We start from the raw sequence: 21,102 nt of genomic DNA on the forward strand, positions 1-21,102 counted from the left end.
CCTTTAAATAAGCAACATGCGCTCAACAGCCAGACGAGCGCGCTCTTGCAAGGATTCAGGAATAACAATCTCCGCCTCCAGATTTTCCAAAGACTTTCGGATAGCGGGCAATGTAATGCACTTCATATGCGGGCACAGATTACAGGGCCGCACGAAAGTAGTGTTTGGGTATTCTGCGGCCAAATTATCACTCATGGAACATTCAGTAACCAGAAGAACTTTTTCAGGTTTTTCTTCTGCAATATATGCAATCATTTGGGCTGTTGAACCTGAATAGTCTGCTGCTTCCACCACTTCTGGCGGGCATTCAGGGTGCGCCACAACTTTGACACCCGGATGCATACGCCGATACTGCCGAATTTCCTGCGGAGTGAAACGTTCATGCACCTCGCAATGTGCAGGCCATGTTATCATTTCAATCCCGGTTTCAGCCTGAATATTACGGGCCAAAAATTCATCTGGAATCATGATAACACGCGGAACGTTCAGACTTTCCACCACCTTGCGTGCATTACCTGAAGTACAGCAAATATCGCTTTCGGCCTTAACTGCGGCCGTGCTGTTCACATAAGTTACAACAGGCACACCGGGATACGCCTGTTTAAGGCTACGTACATTTTCGGCTGTAATACCTTCTGCCAAAGAACAACCTGCCGCCACATCCGGAATTAGAATTTTCTTTTCTGTATTCAGCAACTTGGCTGTTTCTGCCATAAAATGCACGCCAGCCATAAGAATAATGTCGGCATCTATATTCTGTGCCGCACGTGCAAGAGCAAGGCTATCGCCCCGAATATCAGACACACAATGAAAGATTTCTGGCGTTTGATAGTTATGCGCAAGAATAACGGCATTATGCTGCTTTTTAAGGCGTATAATCGCCTCAATATCGGCGGCATAACGCTCTTCCCAAAAATCTCGTGCCATAATGCTGGCTACAGGCTGATACAAAGTATCCCTGTCTGGAATATTGAGTGCCAACATGAATACCCTCCCTTGCGGTACATATGCTCAATTTGAGTATATGTACCGCAAGGGAAAAACAAGCGCTTTTAACCTACTTTTTATAACAATGGCGTTAGCGGCAATTTAGCGCCTGCCAGATAGCAGTGCTGCCCTGCTTCTGGCCGAAAACGATATAGCTTTGCAGGCCGCCCCTGTTGCGGAACATCAAAAGCACCCGTTTCTTCCACCAGCTTTTGCTGCAAAACCAGACGTCTGAAATTTTGCTTATGCATCCAACAGCCCGCCAATGCTTCCATGGCCTGCTGAAGCTGCAACAATGTAAAGGTTTCTGGCAGCAGATCGAACACAACAGATGTATAGCGAATTTTCGCCCGCACGCGTGAAAGGGCAGTCGCCAAAACGCGTCGGTAATCTGCCTGCATTGGCAAACCTAATTGGATCTGCCCTTCACAATGTTTGGCCTCGTGCACCAAACCCGCTTCCCACAAAATTTCATAACGGTCCAAAGCCAGTTCATCATTCCATGAATGTGGAGGGAGGCCGAATAATCTGGCACATCTTTGCTGTTTAGCGGCACTCTTCCCGGCCCAGTTTTTCAGTAATACAACAATGTGCTGCAACAGAGCATGAGCCTCTGGATATCTACGATCTTCCCACGGGAAATAATCATATATGGGACGTTCTGCTATTGTTTGATCTGCATTAGAACTGATCAACGCCATATAGGAAATACGCACCAACCGGCTTTTATCGGCCACCTGTGTATCTGCAAATGTATAAAGCTGTTCTGTATGCCCTAACACCACGCCAGTTTGCTGCTCCACCCATCCGCATAGTTCCTTTTGCAAGGAACGCCCGCCCATGGTTAATGGGCCGGATGGCAGGGCCTGACCGTTTTCCAGCGTGAGCACACAGGGCGTATCTTTTCTGATATTCAAAAGAACGGCTACAAGCTCTGTCCTGCAAAACGCTGTCTGTTTCATGAAGCCTCAATAATGGACCAAAAATCAAAATATCATGGGTAATATCTGCATACTCATTTTTCGTATGGGCGTGAAGATTTCACCCCCAAACAGATATTCCTGAAAATGTTTCGACTACAATATTTTCCAAATGAACATGTCTCATGTATTATACAGCTACATCATTCATCTCTGCCATCATCAGGCTTATATTTGTGTCAGTTTAGAAAAGACAATATAAACGTTTTTGAAAGAAATCAGGACATTTTCGCGCCCATGAATACGCCGACAAAACATGATATCGCAAAAAAGAAAATTGTAGATTCTGCACGTGCGCTTATTGCTGAACGCGGATTTTCGGCTGTGGGTCTTTCGCAAATTCTGGAAGTTGCGGGTATTCCCAAAGGTTCATTTTACCATTATTTCGCGTCTAAAGAGGCTTTTGGTGAGGAACTTCTACGCTCTTACATGCATGATTATTTAATAAATATTCATGAACTCTTCACCGCACCAGATAAAAATGGCGCACAGAAGCTGTTTTCTTATCTGGATTTCTGGCGGGTCTCCCATATCAAAGGTCAAGTTGGGGATAAATGCCTGATCGTTAAACTGGCGGCAGAGGTTTCCGATATATCAGAACGCATGCGCCGTATCATGGAAACCGGCACAGCTTCCGTTATCATTCATCTTTCTGAAGTCATCAAAACCGGGCAGCAGGATGGATCTTTACACTCCTCCCTACCCGCCCATAAACTTGCATCATCACTCTATCAGCTTTGGCTGGGTGCAACCTTGATGACGAAGATTAAGCGTTCATCTCATCCATTGGATGAAGCATGGCAAACTTCGTTCACCCTTCTGGGTTGCGCATCAGATCAGTCCAAGCGCACAGAAGGTCGAATAACGGTTTCCACCATATCTGCAAAGATGGACGCCAAGCCGCGTATCCAACCAAACAGCTCTATCTGATGCTGCCGATAAAGCATGATATGCCCCATACGGACTGAAAGCCCATGCAGCATACCGCCGCCCATAACGCGGCCACCCGGCAAAGCGGCCCAGCCATTGTAATTACCCAATGCGACAATAGCGCCTTTGTTGCGGAAAATGCAGGAAGGAACTTCCTTGCCACTCTCTAGCCATGCAGGCAGATGTTGTGCCAGATGATGCGCCTGCTGGCGGGCAACCTGTGCGGTCGCAGGCAACGGATCATCTACAATGTAGGAGCAATCCCCCATTGCAAAAATACGATCATCATCAACAGAGCACAGATTGGGTTTAACGTTGATCTGGCCGGAACGACTGAGAGAAAGACCACCATAGGTTTTTGTCACTGCCGGTGCTTTAACCCCAGCGGCCCATACCCGCAGTGTTGCTGGCACATGTGTGCCATCTTTAAGTATAAAACCAGTAGCGTCAGCCGCAGCAACGCGTGCTGATGTGCGCACATTAACACCAATCCGCTCCAGTTCCTGCTGTGCTGCCATTGAAACAGATTCAGGAAAAGCAGGCAGAATGCGGGCACCAGACTGTAACAGTGTAATGCTCAGCTTCGGCGGAGCCTTGCCAAAAGCATGCAGGCTTACTGGATCAACAATTTCGAGAGATTTATGAAGTTCCGCAGCAAGCTGGGTGCCTGTAGCCCCGCCCCCAACAATAGCAATATCGAGTTCCGAATTATCAGCAAATGACTTCAGAATTTCCATTCTGAACTTTTCGTTAAAGGCATTTGCTTCAACAAGGTTATCAATAAACAGGCAGTTTTCTAGCACACCGGGTGTGCCAAAATCGTTAGCGCGGCTTCCGATGGACAGGACAATGGCATCATACGTCATGGTTCTGCTATCCAGAACCTTGCTGCCATCTGATGCATGTAAGGGGCTTAAAACAACTTCCCGCTTTTCTCTATCAATAGAAACAACTTCACCGGGCCAGAATTCAAAATTGTGGCTACTGGCCTGAGCCATAAAACTGATGCGGTCATTTTCATTCTGCACTGTGCCAGCGGCAAAACAATGCAGCATGGGCTTCCATACGTGTGAAAAGCTTTTATCAATGAGCGTGATACGTGCTTTTCCGTGCCGGCCAAGTGTTTTACCCAGACGCGTTGCAAGGGCAAGTCCTGCCACTCCGCCACCGACAATAAGAATTTCAGACTTGGACGACATCAGGTTTACATGCCTCTTTCAGGAAGTAAGCGGGAGATAACGTTATATTTTTGTATGAATATTTTTATTAAAAAGAATTATTCTGTTATTACACTATATAATTCTATTTACTTATGTTTCTTATACTATGCGTATTCTGTGCAAGCAGGCACCTTTACAGGCGCCTGCTAACAGTATGATCAGAACGGTGCGTCGATATCGACCGTGTTGATCAGCTTGTGGTTCACAAACTCTTTGATACCAAGACCAATCAGTTCACGACCATAACCGGAGTTCTTAATACCACCGAAAGGCAGATCTGCCTTAGGTACCAGCGGATGGTTGATGAACACCATGCCTGTGCAGATTTTTGCAGCCACACGTGCGCCACGTGCTTCGTCTTTGGTAAAGACAGCGCCACCCAGACCGTAAGGAGAATCATTGGCGATACGGATTGCATCGTTTTCGTCTTTTGCACGATACAACTGCGTTACCGGGCCAAAGAATTCCCAATGGCGGGCTGCGTTATTGCCGTCCAAACCGGTCATCAGCAGCGGACGGAAGAAAGCACCTTTACCGGGAACTTCTGGCCCAATGACTTCAACCTTCGCACCATGCTTGATGGCTTCTGTAACCTGACGGTGCAGATCATCCATAGCGCCTTTGGAGCACACCGGTGCCAACGTTGTGGAAGGATCCATCGGGTCACCAGCTTTCAGCTCGGAAACACCCTTTTTGTACAGTTCCAAGAAGCGATCATAAACAGCATCAGCAACAATCAGACGCTTGGCAGATACACACACCTGACCAGCATTCCAATGGCGGCCAATAACAGCCCATTTAGCGGCTTTTTCTACGTCGGCATCATCCAGAACAATAAAGGCATCTGCACCGCCCAGTTCCATGGTAGCCTTTTTCAGGGCTTTACCAGCAACGCCAGCAATAATGGTGCCTGCGCCTTCAGAACCTGTCAGAGCCACACCGCAAACGCGTGGGTCATTCAGGATAACTTCCGTGTGGCGACGTGCTGTATAAAGGTTACGGAACAGACCCTTCGGCAGGCCAGCTTCGTTCATCAGCTCTTCACAGGCAGCAGCGCACTGCGGCAGGTTGGAAGCGTGCTTGAGCAGAACAGCGTTACCAGCGGAAAGCTGCGGCGCAATAATACGGACAACCTGATAGAACGGGAAGTTCCATGGCTCAATTGCCAGCACGATACCAAGAGGTTCATGCACCAGAACGGCCTTACCTTCAGCCGGATCAGCCACTGGCAGAGATTCTGGCTTCAGCAGTTCTTCTGCATATTTTGCATAGTATTCGAAAATTTCAGCAGAAAGAATAACCTCTGCTTTAGACTCAGCAAACAGCTTGCCCATTTCCAGCGTGCCCAGACGGGCATACTTATCAACATCACGACGCAGAATGGCAGCTGCGGCATTCATAATACGAGCGCGTTCAGCAAAGGAGGTATCACGCCATTTTTCAAAAGCGGCATGAGCTTCGGACAGTGCGGTCTGAACTTCCTGATCTGTAGCTTCAGGAAAATTAGCAAGAACTTCCCCTGTGTAGGGATTGGTTGTCGCGTACGCCATTTTTACCTCGTGAACAGTGAAATGGAAAAAGCAGAACGAGCCCGCAAATGCGGCATGCACCCGGCAGAGCAAAATGCTCCAATGTGTGGCATCGTCTCCCTCATCCAAAAAATAGACCGGTCAACTTTTATCGAGAAGGAAAATCCCTGATGGCAAAAATCCATATACAAACTGGAAATATTCCTACCGAATCTGTATGGCCTGTTCTGGCTATCTATATATGAATGGATATAGATGAAGTCAATTCATAATTAGACCAGTCGTCTTATAACTCTTATCCTATTTATGGTGGGATCGCATAAATCCGATCAAAACCGTTACTATCCCCCTGCCCCACACCTCTTGGCGCTCAACAAATACAAAAAAAGCTGGAAGGCATATATCCTTCCAGCTTAAAGCGTTCGTGCAGAACTCAATATAAAACAAGAATATGAAACACTATAATGTTTCTATTCAGGAGATAGGTTGTCTGATTTCTTTCTGTCCACTCCGACGCAATACCAGAATTGCCAGCAAATACACAACCAGACCACCTGCTGAAAGAACAGCCCCACCAACACCCAGAGCCGAATAACCAAACTGATGCGCCAGCAGCATACTCCCTAGAGCGGCCCCTAATGCATTGGCGATATTAAACGCTGAGTGATTGAGAGAGGCTGCCAAAGTTTGAGCATCCCCTGCAAAATCCATCAAACGCGTTTGCAAAGCAGGCCCCAGACCATTCACAAATGTAGGGATAAGAAATACAGCAAGCGCCAAGAGCAACGGCTGATGTAGCACTGTGGAAAAGCCCAGCATAACAATAGCACTGCCACCTAGTGCCAATACTGCGGCCAGATCCAACTTGCGATCTACAAGCCATGCACCAACATTAGCCCCAACCAGCATGCCCATACCCCAAATGACCATATACACCATAACGGACCATTCAGGCACATGGGTTACATTCTGCAAGATACTGGTAAGGTATGTATAAATGGCAAACATGCCGCCAAAGCCGATAGCCGCTGTTAGCAACGTAAGCAGAACCTGCGTGTTACCCATGGCAGAAACTTCTTTAAGCGGTGAGTTCTTGCGGTTGGGCTGATCAGCCGGAATATAACGCCACACTCCCAAAAAGGTAATACAGCCAAATATACCGATAATCAGATATGCCACGCGCCAGCCAAAATGATCCGCTGCAAATGTAGAAAACGGTGCACCCACCAGAGTGGAAATGGCAATGCCAGACAAAACACGGCCAACAGCCCACCCTCGGCGTGAACGTTCCACCATTGAGGCCGCAACCAACGCAGAAATACCAAACAATGCCCCATGTGGCAGGCCCGTAATAAACCGTGCAACTTCAACCAACTCTGGTGAAGGCATGCAAATGCTCAGGAAATTCCCGAAACAAAACAGCACCAACAAAGAAAGGAGAAGTTCCCTACGGGAAAGCCGCGCGCCCAAAATTGTAATAAGTGGCGCACCAATTACTACACCCAAGGCATAGGCGGTAATGGCATATCCTGCATCTGCCGCAGATAGATGTAAGGAACGGGCAAATTCTGGCAGCATGCCCATAATGGCAAACTCACCTGTTCCAACAACAAAAGTGCCAAAAGTGAGAATAAATAAGGCTGCTGCACGCCCATGAGGCGGTTCTATGAATGAGGTGCTTGCGGGAGGAGGCTGAGGAGCTGTTGTCATTTAAAAACTCAAAAACAAGAAAGGTCAGTTATTTACGGCCTGCTTCATTGCAACACGAGCAATGGCAATATCATCTTCCGTTTTGGCACCAGAAACACCTATGGCACCTAAAAAAGAGCCATCTGTAGCTTTAATCACTAGTCCACCACCAAAGCTGGTTAAACCACCATTTGTATTTTCCAGCGTATAGGCTTCACCATCCGGGCGGCCTTTTGCTGCAAAATCTGCACTATCCATCTGGAACAGCGCAGCAGTGCGTGCCTTTTTCTGGCTGACATCCACCACACCTAACGGTGCCCCATCCATCCGGGCAAAAACCACAGGCCATGCTGCAGCATCTACAATGGACACACATACATTCACTTCAAGCCGGCGCGCCTCTGCCAAGGCGGCATCCAGTATGGATAAGGCCGTAGAAAGCTTCATGAAACAAAACTCCTGCACGAAGAAAAGCGCGCAGACTACTCATCTCGCTCTTAAATGAAAGAGAAATTATACATAAAACACATTTATTTAACGGCAATGAACATATTCTTGTTACAAATGAAGCATGAGGCCCATATTGGTTTTATTTTCAGCCTCAGAAATCCTTAGATAGTCTGCTTTTGTTCTCTGCGTGCCATATCTGCCAATGACTGTATCTGCCGCGTGAGAAATGCGCGTGTTTTCTCGTCAGTCAGTTCCAGCTTGTCTATATCAAACTTATCTGCTGCCTGACCGATCATGACTTCCGGCCTATTCAGCACAAGGGCATCCATAAACACCATACTCTGGCGTATGTGATACTGCGCACGAGCACCCCCAATCATGCCGGGTGAGACTGTCTGAAGCGCAACGGGTTTGCGTGCAAATGGTTGCGGCGTAAGACGAGAAAGCCAATCCAGCATGTTTTTAAGCACACCCGGCACAGAATAATTATATTCTGGCGTTACGATAATAACGCCATCGGCTTTCCTGATCCGCTCTCCCATTACCAGCACAGAAGCAGGGAAACCCTGCTCCTGCACATCCTGATTATAATGCGGAAACTCAGCGATAGATCCGAGCGCCGAAATAGTTATTCCATCTGGAGCCAACATAGGTAACGTGCGTGCCACAATACCATTATAAGATGCCTTACGCAGGCTACCCAACACGGTCACAAAATGCAGATGTTCTTTTTCCTGCGTCATGCTTCTGTCCTGCCTTTGAAGTATTTATTGAAAAAATTGCCTGTCATGGATGACATAACAGGCAACCTGTATGATTGTTGCGATACATGGCCCGACATATCAGGCTGAAATATTGCCAAAACGGCCGCTATTGAAATCTTCAAATGCCTGCCGAATTTCTTCCCGCGTATTCATGACAAACGGCCCATATCCAGCAATGGGTTCATTCAACGGCGCTCCAGTTAAAACAAGAAAGCTAGAGGCTTGGGGAGCTTGCAATGTTACATCCGTGCCTTCCCGGTCCAGAAGTGCAAATTGTGCACTTCCCACTTCTTCTGCACCATTCACAATTAACTTCCCTTCAAGCGAAACAATAGCGGCATTATGCCCAGCAGGGAGAGAAAGTGTGATGTATGCTCCTTCTTCCAGCTTCCCATCCCACACGTTTAGTGGAGAGAAAATACGCGCAGGCCCATGCTGACCTTCATAGTCTCCCGCAATAATACGTAGGCTGCCCCTCTTATCTGGAAACGCAATAGTTGGAATTTCTGCAGCCTGTAGAGTTTGATAACCGGCAGGCACACCTTTATCTTTAGCTGGCAAATTAACCCATAACTGCACCATCCGAAAATCACCCCCAACTTTTGCATATGCCGGAGAATGAAATTCCTCGTGCTGGATACCGTTGCCGGCTGTCATCCACTGCACATCGCCGGGACCAATAATGCCACCACCGCCAGATGAATCACGGTGTTCCACTTCACCATCATAAACAATGGTAACGGTTTCAAACCCTTTGTGTGGATGCTGACCTACGCCGCGCCGTGTATCTGTTGGCGCAAACTTATGCGGACCTGCATAGTCCAGCAGCAGAAACGGGCTAAGGTGATCACCAAAATCAGTATAGGAAAACAGAGAACGTACAGGAAAACCGTCACCAACCCAGTGCCCTCGTTCATTTCCATAACGACCAAGAATTTTCTTCTGCATGACTTTTGTCCTGTCTGAAGCAAGAGCGCTTTATGCGCCTTTTGTTGACACGAAACATGCGCTCTTCTTATCGTCGCATAAAGATTTCTAAATCAAACATTGCGTTTCATAGGTAGGACGATGAGAGACCTTAATGACTTTGGATATTTTGTGCAGGTTGTAAAATATGGTGGTTTTTCCGCCGCCGCTCGTGCAACTGGCCTACAAAAATCTCTCCTAAGCCGCCGTATCCGTCTTTTAGAAGAACGCCTGCATGCGCGTTTGATCCAACGTTCATCACGCCACTTTAGCGTTACAGAAACAGGACACCGCTTTTACGAACACTGTATTGCCATGTTGGAGGAAGCAGACACGGCAGAACGCTCTGTCGCTCAACTGCAAACTGAACCCTGTGGGCTTGTGCGCCTAAGTTGCCCTGTAGCTTTGCTAAACTTTCAATTTGGTGCCTTACTCGCCCGCTTTATCATGCTCTATCCAGCCGTAACGCTGCAGCTTGAAAGCACCAACCGGCGTGTAGATGTCTTGAAAGAAGGCATGGACCTTGCAATACGCGTACGGTTTCCGCCCATTGCTTCATCCGATCTTGTAATGCGCACACTTGATACCAGCACGCAGTGTTTGTGATTGCTGCACCTCATCTTGTACCTCACTCACTGGCTTCTCCGGCTGATTTAAACGCTTTTCCCAGTTTAGATTTTCATACCACACCGGGATCACATTCTTGGTTACTCGAAAACCAAGAAGGACAAACAGCGACCATTTTTCATGAACCCCGGTTGGCAACGGATGATATGGCTGTACTGCGAGAAGCTGCCCTTGTAGGTGCAGGTATTGTGCAAATGCCCACCATGATGGTGTGGCAAGATATTGAAGCAGGGCGTTTAGTGCGCGTTCTTCCCGGATGGCAGCCACAGGCGGGTATTATTCACGCAGTCTTTCCATCTCGCCGTGGGCTTGTGCCGGCTGTTCGTGCTTTGCTGGATTTTCTGGCAGAAGAATGCCGTGCACAACGTAATCTGGCCACTGAAGTTTTTAAAACATCGTTCTAAAGCAACAGTATATCTACGATAACCAATACCTAGGTTCTTATGGCCTTATCAGCAGAGGAAATATTCTTTCCTCCCGATGATAGGTTTTATTTTATTCAAATTTTCAAACAGATAGCAAAATCATTTTTCAAAAAGTCAAAACCGGAAACCTTACTTGCCAGAAGCGTTGTATCTGTATGTCCTACGCCAAACAGGCAGACATACAAAGATCCTGCCATTGTTGGTGCGGCATGTTTTCACAGCAATATGTATGAGGTTTGTTATGGCCGAAAAGAAAAACAAAGACAGCAAAAAACAGGCTCAAGATGAAAAACTTGATGAAGCTTTAGATGAAAGCTTTCCCGCAAGTGATCCACCGTCTCAAACTGGTTTTACAGGAGATAAAGATCCGCCTGCAAAACCCACTAAAAAACCCAAGAAATAAGCATGTCTGTTTTTAACGTGCCCTCAAGATGGCTCTCTCTTTAAAAATGTTTGCTTAAAGAGAGAGCCTCCATTTTTCACTTACCGTCAGCGAACTGTTCCTGCCCGACGATTCCGAGTTTTGTAACGTCGAGGCGCTGTGCATCGGCCATGACGTGAACGACGGTTTTATAGTCTGCCAGACGGTTGGGCTGGAGATGGAATTCTGGCCGGGAGGCCTCGGGCCCGCTTGCGATCTCACGCAGATGCGCCTGCAGATCGGCCTCACCATTGATGGGCTGACCGTTCCAAGTCAGCGAGTTGTCAAAGTCCACAACCAGCGTCACCACAGGGGTTTCTTCCGTGCTGGGCGGTGGATTACCCTGTGGCAGATCAATCGAGACCGCCTGCGTCTGCAACGGGATGGTGATGATCAGCATGATCAGCAGCACCAGCATCACGTCAATCAGTGGCGTGGTGTTGATGTCTACAATGCCTTCATCTTCCGTTGTGCTCTCAGAGCCAACATTCATGCCCATGGTCTGTGCTCTCCCCCACAGGATGGGGTGGCGTGCTGCGCCACCCGCCCCTGCCTATTTCGGCTTTTCCGTAATGAAATCGATATGGCTGATGCCTGCTTCCTGACACGTGGCCACCAGACGGCCCACACTCTCATAGCGTGTGGTCACATCTCCGCGGATCTGGATCTGCGGCTGCGGCTTTTGCACCGCCGCCTTCTCCAGCCGGGCCAAAAGATCGGCCCGGTCCTTGATCGGCGTTTCATCCCAGAAGGTCTGTCCATCCGCCGTAACGGCCAAAACCACATTGCTCAGCTTGGTCTGGGTGGGCTGGTTCATGTCCTTGGGCAGTTGCACCTTGACGGTATGTGTGGCCACCGGAATGGTGATCAGGAAGATGATCAGCAGCACCAGCATCACATCCACAAGCGGTGTGGTGTTGATGGCGGAGACGACGTCGTCTTCCCCGCCACTATCGCCAATCTGCATGCCCATAAGCGCTCTCCTTGCCTTGACCTGATTGATTACCCGATGCGGTTGGATACAGTGGCTGTGGTGGGGGAGTTATCCGGACGCACCACAATCTGGTCCACAGCGGCCCCATGACGCACACCCCCGATGAGGATGGACTGCAGGTCAGAGGCAAAGTCTCGCACCAGATCCATGGCTGTCTTGTTGCGGCGCACCAGCAGGTTGTAACCCAGAACGGCTGGCACAGCGGTGGCCAGACCAATGGCTGTCATGATCAGGGATTCACCCACAGGTCCGGCCACTTTGTCGATGGAGGCCTGACCGGCAATACCGATAGCTGTTAGCGCATGGTAGATCCCCCACACCGTGCCGAACAGACCGATGAACGGAGAGGTGGACCCCACGGTGCCCAGAAACGCCAGACCCTTTTGCAGGCTGTTTTGGATGTTGTTCACCGCGCGCTGGATGGACATGCCCGTCCAGCTATGCAGGTCGATGCTTTCCTGCATCGTGCCTTCATGGTGCTCGGCAGCCACAATGCCGGTATCGGCGATGTAGCGGAACGGAGAGGTGGAGGTCAGAGCGGAAGCCCCTTCCTGAATGCTGTGCTTGGTCCAGAAGCTTTTGGTGGCTTCCTTGGCGGCGGCAAACAGGCGGGCCTGCTCGATAAACTTGGTGATCATGATATACCATGTGCCCAAAGACATGGTGAGCATGATCAGCAGCACGCCGCGGGCAATGATATCCCCATTGGACCACAGGGCGCCCAGACCGTAGGGATTGGCTTCTTCCTTGGTGTCTGCCGCAGGTGGGGCCTGTTCAGCCGGAGCGCTGGCTGTGGGGGCTGCATCCGGTGTGACTGCGGGAGCCGGCGCGGAAGATGGCGCCGCATCAGGGGCGGGCGCCGTAGCTGCAGGCGCTGTGGCGACCGCATCCTGCGCAAAGGCTGCCACAGGGGCTGCAGTGCTCATCAGCAGCGCCAGAGCCGGAGCCGCAAGACCTGACACAAAAGAACGGGGCAGTCTGGTCATCTTCCTCATAATCCTCATCATCAGGGCCCGATCCGGCGGGGTGTGGCCATTATGGGCCGGGCAATCCGTTAGTGTGTTCGTAAGCTGATCTTAATCATCTAGCCTAAAGCGAATGACATAGACCTTGTGCAGTTCCTTCACCGGAGCGCCATTGCGCGTGGCCGGGCGATAGCGGGCCTTGTGCACGTAATCCAATGCCGCCTTGGCAAAAGCCTGACCGCCGGAGACTGACTGCACCTGGCAGTTACTGGTCATGCCCGTAGGTTCCACATCGCATGCTACTGTCACACGCCCTTCAATGTTCTCTTCCTCCATTTCTGGCGGATAGACCGGCTGCACATGGTTCAGCGGTGCCGTGCCAGCCGTGGTATCCGGTGCATCGGATGGGGGTGCGCTGGCTGCAGGCTCGGTGGCGGCTGGTGGGGCCTTGGCCGTTTTGGTTTGTGGTGGCGCCGGATGTTTGGGCGGCGTTTTGGCCACATGCTTGATGGGCGGCTTGGGCGGTGGGGGCACCTTGATCTTGGGCGGCGGAATGAACGGTGGCGGTGGCTCGGCCATCACTGGCGGCGGCGGCGGCGGTGGAGGTGGTGGCGGTGGCGGCTGAGGGGGTGGCAGCACTTGGGTCTGGATAGGCGGATGCTCAACAGGCACGCTCGCCTTCGTCCCCATCCCATACATCAGCCCCCACACACCAGCTCCATGCAAAAGAAGAACCGCTATAAGCGCTCCAGCTCCAACCACGCCTCCAGCGCGAAGAACATAACGCTCCTTCCCCTCTGAATGTTGAGCAGCGTCACTTTCCAGTTTTTCGGAATGTTCTGAAATATTCTGCATTATGCTCTCGCTGTTTTTGCACTGGCTTGAGCTATTTGTTTTAATAACCCAAGGTGTGTCAGCCTTGACCCTAAAGGCTTAAGTGTGAACACCTTTCTTTCCCTTTAGAAATCCAAAGAGGTTTTCACATAATACATCCCACCGCTGAACCCATACGGAGAATAGGATGCATATTTGGCAAGGCCTTGCTGGGTATTGGCAATGGAACTTGACACACGGGTAGGATGTTTATTTCCTACGTTGTTAGCCCCAATACCAACTGTCCACCGCGGGAAAATTTTATAGTCAACTTCCAGATTGGTAATAAAGCCCGGATTCTGCTGGAAAGGCACACTGCCCGCCCCCGTTGGGGAAGCCATATAGACAATGGAACCATACCGGAGTTCCTGCGCCATAAAGGACCACTTTCCACGCGTCCAGTTTACGCTGATCTGCTCACGGTTTTTGGGCGCAGAATGCAAAACCATCATCTTGGTATATTCATTTACCAGATCGGACTTTGCAGAACGAATTTCGTTATCCGAGAAGTTGATACCCATAGCAAAGCGGAACTGACCAAGATTTTTTGTGTGCAGGGTGTAGTCTGCACTCAAATCCCCACCAAATGTCTGCGTATTATACAGGTTTGCATAATATGAGAGGGATGTTGCACTTTCCAGATTTGCATTTTTCAGCATTTCCAGAAGAACAGAGTCATTCTGATCCACCGAATAGGTTTTTGTGCTGCCCATTCTGCCGTTAATGGCAATGTAATACAGGTTGCCTGTTACATGGAAATCATCAACTGGCGTTGAATCAAAACCGATTGAGTAGCTACGGGAGTATTCCCCTTTCATACTGCCTGCACCAAGATATTTGGCAATCTGACTTCCGGCAGGAATCTGATCTACCGTATAGCCCGGATAAGGCGCAGAATAAAAATAGTTCATCGCACCCAAGGTAGGTGGACGATACCCCGTATTCACATTCGCACGGATAGCCCAGCGCTTGTTAAAGTTATAGCGTGTGCCAACAGATCCTGTTTCTACCGTAGCAATATTGTTATAGCTGCCAACACGACCACCTAATGTCCACTCCCACTGCTTCGTCACGTAGAAATCAAGGTTGACGTTACCTTCATAAACATCGCGGTTCTGATAGGTTGCTGCCATGGGAACGTTACCGGGGTGATCTGTTGCGCCCATTCCGCTCCATGAGGCCATTTCACCCTCAACCATCTGGAAGGTATCGTGGCGATATTCGCCCCAAACCGCAGATTGATAGGCCGCGGCGCCCAATCTGGACGGAATGAACGAGAGCCTCGTAGACCAGCCGTTAGCTCTGTGGCAACTGAAGCACCATCATAAAAAGATGTTTGCGTGCTGCCGGGTATCGAAACATTTTCAGAATTGGTGGTGCGGTAATTTTGCTTATCACGTGCGTAGGTTACGTAAGCATCCCATGCAAAACCAAACTTGCGGGCCTTGATGCCGTTGTCTGTTTCAAAATCTAGCTGATCCATTGCAATATAAGGCTGGTTACCAGCAGGATATAGATCAGGATTAATCCACTCATCAGAAGCAGTGTTAGCCCTGTAGGTTTCAGGCACATTGGCCCGTCTGTGAGAAAACGTGGAAGTGCTATAGAAATTGAACCCGCTACTGGCCAACGGCACAGACATGTTTTCACTGATAGTTTCCAGTGTGGATTTAGGAATACCTAGGCCGCGCTGAACATTTCGGTTTGCTGTTTCATTTCTGGAATCATCAAACATTGTCCCATAAAAATCACCACCACGAGTTGTTGGCAATTGATGGGAAATCTGCGCGGCTAAATCCAGATAGCCGCCGTTATGGCCCAGAGCCATGCCGTAATTGGCAGAACCATCCAGATCCTGACCATCACCTGCGTAATAACCACTATTTTTAAAATTTATGCTGCCGCCATGTGTGTTGTGCTTAAGCACAATGTTTACAGCACCAGCAATGGCATCCTGACCGTAAAGGGCAGAAGCACCTTCTGTAACAACTTCAATATGATCAATAGCCGAGATTGGAATAAGGGAAATATCAGCAGGCTCACTTCCCCGGTTGGTGCCTGAGTTTGAGTTGAAGTTTGCCCCGATATGGCGACGATGGCCATTCACCAAAATCAACGTATCATCTGGAGACTGCCCACGCAGCTGCATGGTTTGTACAAATGAACTGGCACCCCCGCCTGGCAAAGCCGCTGTTGTAATAGCCGGATTTGCCTGCGCCAAAGCAGACAACACATTTGTCTGGCCTGTTTTTAACAGTTCAGCACCCGTCACAACAGTAACCTGCGTGGTGCTATGCTTCTGCGTTACAGGAGAAAAGACAGAGTTGCTGGAATGCCCACCAACCTCTACTGATTCCTCCCCACCACGTAATGCAGCAAGATTTTTGGTGCGTCGTGTTGGAACTGCTTTTGTAGTTTTGGTTTTTTTACAAGAACCTTTTGTGGGTTTGCTGTTGTAGATGTTGTATCTGCAGCAAAACCACTTTCTGCCGGAATGAGAGCACCGAATGCAACACTCGCGACAAGCGACAATTCAAACTTTGAGATCCTGGCCATCGCATCACCCTCAAATCCGATAGGATTAAGAAAATATCTTATGAAATTATGATACGTTTCCGTTACGTTTTGACGTCATATTTAATATTGATATATCTACCCTGCACTCAAGACAGAGCTTATATCGGATGGATAAATACCGGATTTTGCATAATAAAAATCCCTGAAAAACTGCATTAGCAGCTCTTGCAGGGATGCCCTTATACATAAACCAGATACTCTAAAGTATCTATATTTCTCTTTTAAACACTATGCCATCACAATGGGTTTGCGCACTATCAGTAATGAAATCAAGCCTGCAAGAATTAGTGCCACCGAACAACTATACTATGCCATATTAAAATTTCCTGTATATGACACAATATATCCTGTCAAAATTGGTGCTGTAAGGCCGAGGGCATTACTGAAAGTAAGTGTAACCCCTGTAACAGAACCTATTTTTTGACCATCCTGCAGCATATCAGCCAACATGGCTGTGTTGGCACCGTTTGCTGCAATCAGACAACAGAGAGACAAGGATAAGACAACAAGAATAGGCGTTGCTTGATGAAAGAAAGGGAGAATACCAATCATCGCGCTTCCTATAATACAAAATGCTACAATAAACCGACGATGGCTAGGATTTGCGTGATTGCGGAATACAATGTGCTCAGCAATACGTCCTAAAATAACGGCACCCATAGCGCCCAGAACGTAACATCCCGCCGTGCCACTGCCTGATCCAATAACGTTAACATGTAGTTCATGAATAAGGTAAAATGGCACCCAAGACATCAATAGAAAATTCAGAAAATTTTGTGTACATTGCACAACCAAAATGCCACAAAACGTTGAAGAGCGAAAGAGTGCGCAAACCTCTGAAAACCGAATAGGCCGGACACGTGGTTGCGCAGCCGTTTTGTTTGGATTCCTATAAAGAAGCCACCATGCAAGTGCCCACACAAGCCCAATGGCACCCAAAGCCATAAATTCAAACTGCCACCCCACTTTTGCAATCAGATACGCTCCGGCAATTGTGCCCCCAGCCAACCCAATCTGCATGCCTGTCAGCAATATAGTCATGACTGTTCCACGCTCATGCGGTTTGGCCCAGTTCCGAACAATAGTGGCCCCAACGCCAAATGTAGGCGCTTCTCCTACTCCTAACAGCATGCGTGATAAAATGAACTGGGTAACATTTTGCGTTAGCCCGCCTAACACCATAGCGCATGACCAAACGGAAACTGCCAAGCTACCAACCAAACGCGCACCAACAAGGTCCAACAATATTGTTGAGGGCAAATTCAGCAAGAAATAAGACCAAAGAAAACTGGAGGACACCCAACCCATCTGCACAGAAGACAACGAGAATTCCTGCCCCAATGCGGGAAGTGAAATAGAAAGGGCTGCGCGGTCTCCATAGCTGATAACGTACATCAGAAAAATCATAGTAAATAATATGTATCTTGATGAACCTGCCGCCTTGTTCATATCTTTTTCTACCCTTCAACCCCATAGCTTCAAGAGCCACCCTGCATCGTGCAGATCATCAATGTTATTTACGATACCGAAACATTATGAGCGCAATTCACCCGTAGATAAAAGAAAAAACATCTTCCAGATTATGCTTCAGATGAAACGTCTGTTTCTAAAACCACTTTTTAATTTTGCGGTCTTTCATGTTTCAACATCCACAGGCCTGAACCAATAATCAGCAGCCCACCCACAAACATGGCAACACCAGGTATCTCATGAAATCCTAGCCAGCCGATAAGTGCCGCCCAAATCAGACCGCAATATGCGAATGGCCCAATGGCTGAAACCTGAGCGGAAGCAAAAGCCTCTGTTTGCAAAACCTGCGCAATTCCGGCAAAAGCACCAACCGCAATAAGACACAACACATCGGCCCGTGTTGGCATCTGCCAGACAAAAGGCAGAGCTGCTGCTGTAGCAATTGTCATTAAAATGGCCTGCCACATTGCAATCGTTGTGCTTTTTTCCGTTGCTGAAAGCTGCCGAATCTGCATGGTTGTTAATGCCCCAACAGCGCCCTGCCCCAACGCAACAGCGTAAGCCCATGTAGGCACCGTGCTATGACTGCCCCCTAGCAAGCCTTTGCCAGTTGCAACAACAATAACCCCAATAAATCCAACACCCACAGCAACCCATCTCTGAATAGATGGCCGTTCGTGCATAAGCGGAATAGACAGTAGGATGAGGAAAAGAGGCTGTGTATAAGAAAGAACCTGTTGTTCAGCTAACGGCAGATGTGTGACAGCCACAACAGTCATGATCATGCTGATAAGCCCCACAACAGAGCGAATAACATGACCACCAAAGTGGTGCGTTTTTAAAACCAACCCACCACGTAAAGCGATAACAATAACAAATGGCATTGAAAAGAAGTTTCTAAAAAACACAATTTCAACAACAGAAAGTGTTGAACCTGTAATTTTTTGAAGCGCATTGAGCAGAGCAGTAAACAATGTTGCCAGTGCAAGCAGATAAGCGCCACGCACCAAATTATGCTGCATAGCCATTACAGTTCTGCTCCGGACAGAAACATACCACTTTTTTCCTGCCCTTTCCTGCGCAAAATCATATCTCTTTTCTTGCTGTATTTTTAGCTAGTTTGTTTTTCTGCCAGATAATAGCTGCTTACTCCGTATCGGCAGCAGCAATTTTTCCGCCCATTGCCTGAACTTGAGATGCAATGGCCTCTGCCAATTTATCCGATCCAGCCGTATCACTATGAACAAGTATGGAACGGGATTTTATGGGTAAGCTTTTGCCATCAGATGTGGTTACATTCCCTGTTTCCAAGAAATGTTTGACACGCTCTTTAACTTTATCCAAATCGTGAATCACAGCCCCTTCCTGCCCACGCGGAACCAGCGCTCCGCTAGACTGATAGGCTCGATCTGCCAGAAAGAGATACCGCACACGCAAACCTGCTTTTCTGGCAGCAAGATCAATGGGATGCCCCTCCATGGCCAACATAACCAACTGTGGATCAATTTTTGCAATCACACGGGCTAAGCGGTCTGCTAAATCCTGATTAGCATTGGCCATATTCCCAAAAGCTGCATGGTAACTTACATGACCCACACGCATATCATGCCTTGCGGCAATCCCTTTTAGCGCGCCAATCTGGTACGCCAACATGGCTTCCATTTCTTCTGGGCTTACCACCATTGCGCCGGCCAAACCCCATGCGATCTGGCAAACCGGGATGCGCCCCAATGCTCACTCCCTGCTCCTTGGCAGCTTTTACAACACGATCCATAATTAGATGATCACCCGCATGAAAACCGCACGCAATGTTTGCAGATGAAATCACCTTCATCAGGGCGTCGTCATTAGCAACAGTCCACCGTCCAAAGCCTTCGCCAATATCAGCGTTCAAATCAATCTTCATGATTTTTTACCGGTTTTTCCGGTATCCCTTCTGATGAGCGATTTTTTGTAAAGTCCTGAAATTTCCTGAATATTGTTCAGATAGCCATCAACATCTCGCATGGCCTGCAAGCCTTCTGCTTGATCGCATTGCAGGAACTGAATGTAACTTCCAATACGCGCCTGCGCGAGCCGCCACAAATCAGCTTCAATCACTGTTGCAATACGTGGGTAGCCACCGGCAGTATTGGCATCTGCCATCTGCACAATAGGCTCCCCAGCAGGAGGAACTTGAATAAGACCTGGGATAACACCGTAAGAACGCAATTCTAAAGGGTGCAGCAGCTTCAGTGCATCCCCTTTTAGGCGGTACCCTAAGCGGTTACTTTGCGCTGTAATCTGACATGATGCATCCCAGAAATGCTTGCGAGATTCCTCCGTAAACAAAAAATAATCTGTTGCTGGAATAACCCGCAATGTTACGGTTTTTTCCTTATCACACAACGCATTTAAAGCCCGAGAAGGTGTAAATATGCACCAAAACCATCAGGCACGCATCCTCCGGCACCTGCCATTTGATCACCCTGCTCTAGAGGACGACCATGATAGCCACCAAACCCACCACGCAACTGTGTGCTACGAGAGCCAAGCACCTCCGGCACATCAATGCCACCATGCACACAAAGATACATACGTGCACCAACGGTAGGATAATCAATTGTTAGGATATCTCCTTCTTGCGCAGATACCACAAACCAAGACAGAATTTTTCTTTCGCCAAGCGTTAGGGCACCTTCTCCACCCGTCACAACAAAACTGACTGATTTATCGAAACGAACTTTGAAAGGAAATGTCTGCACCTCAATACAGGCTGCATTCGGGACATTCCCCAACAATGAGTTGCCACAGCGCAGAGCAAGCGGATCCATCGCCCCAGCAGTGCTCACACCCAGATGACGGTAACCGAACCGACCCGCATCCTGCACACTGTTGAGCACACCTGTTTCTAGAACTGTAATCACACTTCAATACTTTCGGCATAAAAGCGGATCTGATCCCCCACAGCAAATAACGCTGGTGGATCACGCTCCGGATCAAACATCACCAGGTCTGTAAAGCCTATGGAATTCCAGCCGTTTGGCCCTGTTAAAGCAGATATACCTGCTTGTGGCCCACCAATAGTGACGGTACCAGCTAGCATTTTCAAAGAAGGCACAGACTTACGTGGTGTGGCAAGGTGTGGGTCTAACCCATGCAGATAGCCAAAGCCAGGCACGCTTCCTAGCACTACAGTTGCATTTTGTGTCGTGAGTGAGCGCGGATAGCGCTGGCCTGATGTGTTCGTCGAAAG

General features: G+C 48.7%; 16 protein-coding genes and 6 pseudogenes. 4 read left to right on the forward strand and 18 right to left on the reverse strand.

Annotation, left to right across the window (positions count from 1 at the left end; translation table 11 throughout):
• Window positions 1-3: 3 nt before the first annotated feature.
• The gene (gene nadA / locus A4S02_RS08220; RefSeq protein WP_070323478.1) at window positions 4-984 is read right to left on the reverse strand and encodes a quinolinate synthase NadA; all 981 of its coding nucleotides are present in this window, start codon (window positions 982-984) and stop codon (window positions 4-6) included.
• An 80-nt stretch (window positions 985-1,064) separates the two neighbouring features.
• Entirely contained in the window at window positions 1,065-1,949 is an 885-nt protein-coding gene (locus A4S02_RS08225; RefSeq protein WP_070323479.1) for an NUDIX hydrolase, read from the reverse strand.
• A 255-nt stretch (window positions 1,950-2,204) separates the two neighbouring features.
• Here A4S02_RS08225 and A4S02_RS08230 point away from each other — a divergent pair.
• A pseudogene (locus A4S02_RS08230) lies at window positions 2,205-2,807 on the forward strand (TetR/AcrR family transcriptional regulator); the annotation flags it as partial.
• Here A4S02_RS08230 and A4S02_RS08235 read toward each other — a convergent pair.
• The 6 genes from A4S02_RS08235 to A4S02_RS08265 form a co-directional block, all read right to left on the reverse strand.
• Window positions 2,804-4,096, reverse strand: a complete 1,293-nt coding sequence (locus A4S02_RS08235; protein WP_070323481.1) for an NAD(P)/FAD-dependent oxidoreductase — start codon at window positions 4,094-4,096, stop codon at window positions 2,804-2,806. The pseudogene A4S02_RS08230 and the gene A4S02_RS08235 sit on opposite strands and share 4 nt — an antisense overlap.
• Window positions 4,097-4,275: 179 nt before the next feature.
• On the reverse strand, window positions 4,276-5,667 hold the full coding sequence (locus tag A4S02_RS08245; RefSeq protein ID WP_070323482.1) for an NAD-dependent succinate-semialdehyde dehydrogenase: 1,392 nt from the start codon (window positions 5,665-5,667) through the stop codon (window positions 4,276-4,278).
• A 453-nt stretch (window positions 5,668-6,120) separates the two neighbouring features.
• Window positions 6,121-7,356: an MFS transporter gene (locus A4S02_RS08250; RefSeq protein ID WP_019089324.1), complete on the reverse strand. Its 1,236-nt coding sequence runs from the start codon at window positions 7,354-7,356 to the stop codon at window positions 6,121-6,123.
• A 24-nt stretch (window positions 7,357-7,380) separates the two neighbouring features.
• Window positions 7,381-7,782 (reverse strand): GlcG/HbpS family heme-binding protein, encoded by a 402-nt coding sequence (locus tag A4S02_RS08255; RefSeq protein ID WP_044582983.1) that lies wholly within the window; start codon window positions 7,780-7,782, stop codon window positions 7,381-7,383.
• 164 nt (window positions 7,783-7,946) lie between these two features.
• On the reverse strand, window positions 7,947-8,528 hold the full coding sequence (locus A4S02_RS08260) for an NADPH-dependent FMN reductase (RefSeq protein WP_070323483.1): 582 nt from the start codon (window positions 8,526-8,528) through the stop codon (window positions 7,947-7,949).
• A 99-nt stretch (window positions 8,529-8,627) separates the two neighbouring features.
• Window positions 8,628-9,497, reverse strand: coding sequence for a pirin family protein (locus A4S02_RS08265; protein WP_019089327.1), 870 nt, complete (start codon window positions 9,495-9,497; stop codon window positions 8,628-8,630).
• Window positions 9,498-9,617: 120 nt separating this feature from the next.
• On the opposite strand from A4S02_RS08265, the gene A4S02_RS16285 reads away from it, so the two are divergent.
• The 3 genes from A4S02_RS16285 to A4S02_RS16100 all read left to right on the forward strand — a co-directional run bounded on the left by A4S02_RS16285 (window position 9,618) and on the right by A4S02_RS16100 (window position 10,970).
• Window positions 9,618-10,121: a LysR family transcriptional regulator gene (locus A4S02_RS16285; RefSeq protein ID WP_208858872.1), complete on the forward strand. Its 504-nt coding sequence runs from the start codon at window positions 9,618-9,620 to the stop codon at window positions 10,119-10,121.
• Window positions 10,118-10,546 (forward strand): LysR substrate-binding domain-containing protein, encoded by a 429-nt coding sequence (locus tag A4S02_RS16290; RefSeq protein WP_208858873.1) that lies wholly within the window; start codon window positions 10,118-10,120, stop codon window positions 10,544-10,546. The genes A4S02_RS16285 and A4S02_RS16290 overlap by 4 nt, the downstream gene beginning before the upstream one ends.
• Before the next feature lie 262 nt (window positions 10,547-10,808).
• Window positions 10,809-10,970, forward strand: coding sequence for a hypothetical protein (locus A4S02_RS16100; RefSeq protein WP_162272817.1), 162 nt, complete (start codon window positions 10,809-10,811; stop codon window positions 10,968-10,970).
• Between the two features lie 76 nt (window positions 10,971-11,046).
• On the opposite strand, the gene A4S02_RS08275 is transcribed toward A4S02_RS16100, so the two are convergent.
• The 10 genes and pseudogenes from A4S02_RS08275 to A4S02_RS08320 form a co-directional block, all read right to left on the reverse strand.
• On the reverse strand, window positions 11,047-11,487 hold the full coding sequence (locus tag A4S02_RS08275; protein ID WP_070323080.1) for an ExbD/TolR family protein: 441 nt from the start codon (window positions 11,485-11,487) through the stop codon (window positions 11,047-11,049).
• 54 nt (window positions 11,488-11,541) lie between these two features.
• Complete coding sequence (locus A4S02_RS08280) at window positions 11,542-11,961, reverse strand: ExbD/TolR family protein (protein ID WP_019089631.1); 420 nt, start codon at window positions 11,959-11,961, stop codon at window positions 11,542-11,544.
• A 29-nt stretch (window positions 11,962-11,990) separates the two neighbouring features.
• Window positions 11,991-12,968 (reverse strand): MotA/TolQ/ExbB proton channel family protein, encoded by a 978-nt coding sequence (locus tag A4S02_RS08285; protein WP_082246749.1) that lies wholly within the window; start codon window positions 12,966-12,968, stop codon window positions 11,991-11,993.
• 90 nt (window positions 12,969-13,058) lie between these two features.
• Window positions 13,059-13,802, reverse strand: coding sequence for an energy transducer TonB (locus A4S02_RS08290; RefSeq protein WP_082246793.1), 744 nt, complete (start codon window positions 13,800-13,802; stop codon window positions 13,059-13,061).
• Window positions 13,803-13,906: 104 nt separating this feature from the next.
• Window positions 13,907-16,376: pseudogene (locus A4S02_RS08295) on the reverse strand (TonB-dependent receptor plug domain-containing protein).
• Between the two features lie 249 nt (window positions 16,377-16,625).
• A pseudogene (locus A4S02_RS08300) lies at window positions 16,626-17,846 on the reverse strand (MFS transporter).
• Between the two features lie 170 nt (window positions 17,847-18,016).
• On the reverse strand, window positions 18,017-18,895 hold the full coding sequence (locus tag A4S02_RS08305; protein WP_408736030.1) for a DMT family transporter: 879 nt from the start codon (window positions 18,893-18,895) through the stop codon (window positions 18,017-18,019).
• 118 nt (window positions 18,896-19,013) lie between these two features.
• Window positions 19,014-19,773: pseudogene (locus A4S02_RS08310) on the reverse strand (LamB/YcsF family protein).
• Window positions 19,770-20,773, reverse strand: a pseudogene (locus A4S02_RS16345) (5-oxoprolinase subunit C family protein). Before A4S02_RS16345 ends, A4S02_RS08310 begins: the two co-directional pseudogenes overlap by 4 nt.
• Window positions 20,770-21,036, reverse strand: a pseudogene (locus tag A4S02_RS08320) (carboxyltransferase domain-containing protein); the annotation flags it as partial. The pseudogenes A4S02_RS16345 and A4S02_RS08320, both read right to left, overlap by 4 nt.
• Window positions 21,037-21,102 lie beyond the last annotated feature (66 nt).

The sequence above is a fragment of the Acetobacter ascendens genome, from assembly GCF_001766235.1.
GTDB classification, from domain to species: domain Bacteria; phylum Pseudomonadota; class Alphaproteobacteria; order Acetobacterales; family Acetobacteraceae; genus Acetobacter; species Acetobacter ascendens.